The 6,450-nt window shown below is 63.7% G+C and carries 4 protein-coding genes and 2 pseudogenes; all 6 read left to right on the top strand.

What is annotated here, in order from left to right:
* Positions 1-507, top strand: a pseudogene (locus ACE1EY_RS01700) (hypothetical protein); the annotation flags it as partial.
* Positions 508-520: 13 nt separating this feature from the next.
* Positions 521-1,999 (top strand): AMP-binding protein, encoded by a 1,479-nt coding sequence (locus ACE1EY_RS01695; RefSeq protein ID WP_291514525.1) that lies wholly within the window; start codon positions 521-523, stop codon positions 1,997-1,999.
* The gene (locus ACE1EY_RS01690; protein ID WP_370299294.1) at positions 1,996-2,937 is read left to right on the top strand and encodes an alpha/beta fold hydrolase; all 942 of its coding nucleotides are present in this window, start codon (positions 1,996-1,998) and stop codon (positions 2,935-2,937) included. The genes ACE1EY_RS01695 and ACE1EY_RS01690 overlap by 4 nt, the downstream gene beginning before the upstream one ends.
* Before the next feature lie 81 nt (positions 2,938-3,018).
* Positions 3,019-3,963, top strand: coding sequence for an alpha/beta fold hydrolase (locus ACE1EY_RS01685; RefSeq protein WP_370299293.1), 945 nt, complete (start codon positions 3,019-3,021; stop codon positions 3,961-3,963).
* Positions 3,963-5,450, top strand: coding sequence for a hypothetical protein (locus tag ACE1EY_RS01680; protein ID WP_291514522.1), 1,488 nt, complete (start codon positions 3,963-3,965; stop codon positions 5,448-5,450). The genes ACE1EY_RS01685 and ACE1EY_RS01680 overlap by 1 nt, the downstream gene beginning before the upstream one ends.
* 355 nt (positions 5,451-5,805) lie before the next feature.
* Positions 5,806-6,450, top strand: a pseudogene (locus ACE1EY_RS01675) (hypothetical protein); the annotation flags it as partial.

Below are 6,450 nucleotides of genomic sequence, written 5' to 3'. Positions count from 1 at the left end.
GTGATGATCTATGCCGGCTGCGAGTATCAGGGCACGACCTGTACGGCCGGCATTGCCTACCTGCCGGCGGAGGTGTCCGGTGAACGGGCCTATCAGGCGATGGGGGATCACGCTCGCGTCATTCCGGCGCTTGTGTTGCAGGGTAGCCAGGACTTGCAAGTGCCCTACCCCAATGCCGACCTAATCGTGGGCCAGTATCTGGCCAGCGACGACTGGGCCGATGACGGCGCCAACAACGGCAGCGTTTCGCGTGAGCCAGCGCGTACCGGAATCGGACAAGTGCCCGGCGGGCACAGCTACGAGATCGACAGTTACGAGAATGCCCAGGGCTGCGTGTTGGTCCAGCGCTGGCTGGTCAACGGGATGGGCCATGCCTGGTCGCAGGGCGAATCCGACGGCTCACCTCGCGACCTGCTGCTAACCGACCCACTCGGACCGGACCTGACCCGAGCCACACTCGATTTTCTGTGGGCACACCCGCTGACCGCCGACGCCCCTTGCCCGTAAACGGAGCCCGCCCATGAACGCCACTGATCTATGGACCCCAGGCCGCACCCTGCATGCCCTGGCCGCGCAAGAACCCAACGCGGCCGCCGTGTATCTGCTGCATCAGGACGGTCGCGTTTCGACATACACCCGGCGCGAACTGGACCGACAGTCCAGCCGTCTGGCCCACGCGCTGGCCGCCCGAGGTGTGTGCCAGCACCAACGCATTGCCATCCACCTTCATAACAGTTTCGAGCATGTGCTCGTGACACTGGCGGCCTACAAGCTCGGTGCCTGCCCGACCCCGGTTAGTGCTCGCCTGCCCAAGGTCGAACGCGATGCACTGCTGGGGCTGGTTGATGCGGCAGCGATCTTCAGTGATGACGCAGACCTCGACGCCATCCGCACGGCAGATCTGCATGATCTCGCCGCCTGGCCAGATACCCTGCCCCCAGACCGCATCTCACAACCGGCCAAGGCCATCGCATCCGGCGGCTCCACCGGCAAGCCCAAGCTGATCGTGTCGCCCGGCGCGTTCGCGTTTCCATGGCAGGGCCACCCGCTGGCGGCCGTGCTCGATTTCCGCCCCGGCGATCTGGTGTTTTCGCCGGGCCCGCTGTTTCACAACCAGGCATTCTTCTTCTCGCAAATTGCCTTGTTTCAGGGCGCGGCAATCGCGCTGAACGAACGCTTCAATGCCGAGCAGGCGCTAACGTTCATCGAACGCCATCAGCCCACGGTACTCAACATGGTGCCGACCATGATGCAGCGCATGTTGCGTACCGAGGGTCTGGCGCAACGCGACCTCAGCTCCATCCGCAAGCTCTGGCACCTTGCAGCGCCGTGTCCGGACTGGGCCAAGCTCGGCTGGATCGACCGAATTGGTGCTGATCGAGTCTGGGAGTTGTGGGCGGCCACGGAGATCACCGGCCTGACCACGATCTCCGGTACCGACTGGCTCAGTCATCGTGGCAGCGTCGGCACCGGCTTCATGACGGACATCAAGATTCTCGATCCTGACGGCCGAGAGCGCGCGATTGGTGAGGTCGGCGAAGTTTTTTCACGCTTCGGCGATGGCGCCGCCCAATACGCCTACGTCGGCGCGCCGCCGCTGGCCGAGCACGGCGATGGGTACCGGAGCGTGGGCGATCTCGGTCATGTCGATGACCACGGTTATCTGTACCTGGCCGACCGACGCACCGACCTCATCATTAGCGGTGGCTCCAACGTCTATCCAGCTGAGGTTGAAGCCGTGATCAGCGCACATCCCCTGGTCCGCGACGTCGCGGTTGTGGGCCTGCCCGATGACGACCTCGGCCGGCGGGTCCATGCGGTGGTCGAAACCCGGGACCCGTCACTGACCGCCGAACAACTGCGCACTCGATGCGCGGAGTCGCTGGTCAAGTACAAGGTTCCCCGCAGCTTCGAGTTTGTCGAAGCACTTCCACGTAACGAAGCGGGAAAAATCCGGCGCAGCGCGCTGATGCCCCGCACTGAGAGCACGACACCATGAGCATTGCAGCGTCCCCGCACACCGATTCGCTGACCTACTCCACGCACACCGTCGCCGTCGAAGGCGGTGACCTGACGGTCGCTCGATGGGGCCGTGGCGGCCCGGTCATCCTGGCGATTCACGGCATCACCGCCTCGCACCGCGAGTTCCTGGCATTGGCAGAAGCGCTCGGCAACGAGGTGCAATTGCTGGCACCCGACCTGCGGGGCCGAGGTGCCAGTCGCGGCATTCCCGGCCCTTGGGGCATGCGCGCCCACGCGGCGGATATGGTGGCGGTGCTCGACCACTTCAAACTCTCGCGGGCCGATGTCGTGCTCGGGCACTCCATGGGTGCATTCATTGCCGCGGTGATGGCCGCGCAGCACCCCAGCCGCGCCGGCGCCTTGCTCATGGCCGATGGCGGCTTGCCGATCATGCCGCCGTTGCCGCTGCATCGCCTGCCGTTTGGCGAATGGATGATCGAAAAGCTGGTGCAAAAAGTTCTAGGCCCGGCCCTCACGCGCCTCGACATGAGCTTCGATAGTCATGCGGCCTACCGTGACTACTGGCGAGACCACCCCGCGCTCAAGCATGACTGGTCCACCTACCTGGAGGACTACATCGATTACGACCTCGTCGGCAACGCCCCCGAGCTGCGACCGGCCACACGAAAAAGCGCACTCCTGCAAGACGTCCGCACCCAACTGTTCGAAGACCTGGTGCCCGCCTCGCTTCTGCAGCTGCAGTGCCCCGTCCGATTCCTGCGCGCACCCCGCGGATTGATGAACGACAAGCCGCTTTATCCGGCGAAACGTGTGGCCAAAGCCTCGCGGGGAATCGCTCAGTTCAGTGCCGCCGAGGTCCCTGACACCAACCACTACACGATCCTGCTGGGCGGCAATGGGGCGAGAGTCGTGGCGCATGAGGTCCAGGCGCTGCTCGCAGAAGCCGGCAGATAACCCCCCGCCCAGCAAACAAACAACGGGCATGCGACCTGTCGGGTCGGCGCCTGGCATACACGAGTCATCGAGGAGTCTGAGATGCGAAGCCCAACCAACTCTGCACAGGCGAGCGGCCCAAGAGCCACGCGAGCACACTGGCTGCTAGCCCCCCTGCTCACCTTGGTGATCAGCGGAGTGCAGGCGCAAACACCAGAACCCGCTGATCGCGATTTTGCCGCTGGTTTCCCGATGCTGACTGACAGCGAACACGCCCTTCCCTTGGGAGGATTCGGCGGCACGCATCGCGGTGATCCACCGGGGCACGTGCCTGTGATCTTTGTTCACGGCAACACGGGCGACGCCTGTAACTGGCGTCTGGTGGCCGACGACTTTCGCGCCGCAGGCTGGAGCGATCAGGCGCTCTGGGCGCTGTCATACAACGGTCGCGGCGCAGGCTTAGGGGCGGCGAAATCCCGACCTGACCCCCGATGCGAAGTGACCGGCGTGCCGGCGATGACCAGCAACGACATCAACGTTTCAGACCTGTACGCGTTTATCGAGGCCGTGCGCGACTACACCGGCTCGCACCTCTTCAGCCTGGTCGGACACTCGCTGGGAGTGACTGTCGCTCGCAAGACGCTGAAAGACCACCCTCAATTGCGTGACGACCTGGTGGCCTTTGTCGGCATCGCCGGCGGCAACGATGGCACAAGCCTTTGTCCGCCAGGCAGCGAAAAGATCGTGAAGGCCTGCGCTGAAATTGGCGCGAACACACCCTGGCTCGAGGCGCTGAACGGCCCCGATGGCCGGGACGAGACTTATGGCCCGGCGCAATGGCTGACCATCTACGATGGCGCTGGAGAGGCAGACAAGGCCTTCCTGGGCCACGATTTTGCGCAATCCCCGGCCCTGGCCGGCGCATACAACCGCCAGTTTCCGGGCACCGAACACAACGATCTGCGAGTGCGCGAGGACATCGTCGCGACCTACCGCCGCTTTCTCGAGGCGGCGGAGACTCGGCGCTGCGACAAGGGCTGCGACTAGTGCTGGCCTGGAGCTTGTTCGGAGCCTACATGCTGGGCACGGCCTGGCTCAGTTGGCTGGGCTACAAGAAAACCCGAGGTTTCGGAAGCTTTGCGATCGGCAATGGGGATTTGTCTCCGCTCGTGGTAGGTGTGACCTTGGCGGCAAGCGTGGCCTCTGCCGCCACGTTCATCATCAACCCTGGATTCGTCTACGTGGATGGCCTGGCCGCCTGGTTTCACATGGTGGTTGCAAGCTATCTCGGCTTCATGGTCACCATCGTGTTGCTCTCGTTTCGTTTCCGGCGAATCGGCGCTGAGTCCGGCGCATTGACTATTCCCGACTGGATTGGCCGCCGGTATGGCTCGCCGGGCTACGCGTTGTTCTTCGCTGTCGCCAACCTGCTGGCCTTTGCGTTCGTGGTCTTGCTGGTGGGCGGAATCTCCATCGTCATGCAACAACTGCTCGGGATCGGCAATACCGAAGCCTTGCTCATCACTCTGGTCTTCGTGACTGGCTACGTGTTCGTCGGCGGCACCTATGCCCACGTATTCACGAACATGCTGCAAGGCAGCCTGATGATTGTCGTAGCCGTCGTGGTGCTGGGCTCCGGCCTGCCCCTGCTGTTTCAGTCCGAACCCAGCTTTGCCGACGCCATCACCGCGCAGGGAGAACACCTGCTCTCTCCCGTAAACCCCGACGGCGCACTGTTTAACAATGTCTTCTCCATTTACGTGGCCGGGTTCCTCGTCGGCGCGGCCGTGGTCTGCCAACCGCATATTCTGACCAAGGCGCTCTACGTGAAGTCCGACAGAGCCGTTGCCCGCTATTTGATCGTTCTCGCGGTGGCTCTGGCGGTCTTCCTCCTGCTCGGCACCGTCGGCTTCTTCGCCCGTATCAGCGTGCCATCCGAGCAGCTCATCGACGCAGCAACCGGAGCGTTTCGTCAGGACCTGGTGATGACCATGTACCTGAAGAATGCATTCCCAGACTGGATGTTCACCTGCATTAGCGTGGTTTTGCTCGCCGCGGCCATGTCGACTCTGGACGGCCTACTGGTCGGTTTGTCCACGATCACCGCCAACGACCTTTTACTGAACCTCGCCAAGCGCTACGGGCGAGGCCGCAGCCACGAAGAGCAGATGGCCTGGGCCTACAAAGCCAGCCACGTGGTCCTGGTCGTGATTGCAGTGGCCGCATTTGCAGTGCTGAGAAATCCACCCCAGTTGTTGGGTATCTTCGGGCAGGTCGGCGTGTACGGGTTAGTGCTCGGTACGATGCCCCCGTTGCTAGCGGGCGTGTGGTTCAAACGCGTACCGCTCGGGCTCGTATGGTGTGCCTCAATCGGAGCCATGGGCGTCCACTTCCTACTCTTTGTGAAAGGTGGCGACTGGTTCCCGGAAGCCGGGCTCACCTTTGCCAACCCCGGCGTAACGCTAGCGCTCGCCATGCTGGTTGTGGTGGTGCCGGCCGTCGTCGTTGTGGCATGGAAGGCACGCCAAACCTGAGTTAGCGGCCCAGCCACACCCTGATTCGGCGGCGCCTTTCACCGTAGACATTCGCGCTGCACTGCTTGCTTGTATAGCGCGGGCCATGGTCGCTCAGCGGCTTGCGGCTGCGATGCCGTGCGATGGGAAGCGTGCTGGCTGCTGACGTGCCGGGGTCCCAGCTTCGGCCGTCCGACGGTCCTGGCGAGGCCGCCACCCTGTTCGGCGCGTGTCGCCGCCCCCCATGACCCCGTAAACTCGGCGCAGCGGAAGCAGGCGATCGAAGCGGAGCGTCGTCATCACGCCATGCCCCCGCCAACAGACACGAATTTGCGATGGCAGAACGCCGCGCCGGCGCAACACGAGGACGGTCCCTATGTTCGACAAGATCCGCGGCAAGGCCACACCCAAGACAGACAAGGCGGAGCGCGCCGTCGAGGCCGCGCTGCGCGTCCAGCTGGCACGCAACCCCGACAATCGCGAAGCGCGCGTGCAACTGCTCGAACTGCTCTACGAGGGTGGCCGCGAACGCGATTTCCTGTCGGAAGCCAAGCGCTTGCGCGACAGCCTGCAAGGCAATCTGGACTCGCCCGACTGGCGCCTGATTGCCAGCATCGGCCGCACCGTTGCCCCCGAATCTCCGCTATTCCAGATCAACGACGACGGCCCACACGAACAACGGCGGCGCCTGGGTGATTCCGCGCAGTACAACCCGTTGTTTGCGCAGCTGGAAGCCGACTATCAGCGTCTGCGGGAGAACAATAACTTTCTGCCGGACCTGGACCGCTTTCTGGTCGCCGCCGCCAATCGGCCATCATCGCTGTTCCATGCGCAACGTCTGAGCGAACACGCCGGCGGCGCGCAGATCTACTTCAAGCGCGAGGATTTGATGGCGGCCGGTACAACGCTGGCGATGGCTGTCACCGGCCAGGTGCTGCTGGCCAAGCGCCTGGGGCGCACGACCGTCGTTACCGGCTCGACCTACGGTCAGAAGGGTGTCGTCATGGCCTCGGCGGCCGCG

The organism is Abyssibacter sp. (genome assembly GCF_964229365.1).
GTDB lineage: Bacteria > Pseudomonadota > Gammaproteobacteria > Nevskiales > OUC007 > Abyssibacter.
The sequence above is the reverse complement of the archived record's forward strand: the minus strand, read 5'-3'. Positions and strand labels throughout refer to the sequence as shown.

Excerpts from the sequence above, each read along its gene's own strand:
- ACE1EY_RS01695 (WP_291514525.1), top strand. The coding sequence starts at position 521 with ATGAACGCCACTGATCTATGGACCCCAGGCCGCACCCTGCATGCCCTG.
- ACE1EY_RS01690 (WP_370299294.1), top strand. The coding sequence starts at position 1,996 with ATGAGCATTGCAGCGTCCCCGCACACCGATTCGCTGACCTACTCCACG.
- ACE1EY_RS01685 (WP_370299293.1), top strand. The coding sequence starts at position 3,019 with ATGCGAAGCCCAACCAACTCTGCACAGGCGAGCGGCCCAAGAGCCACG.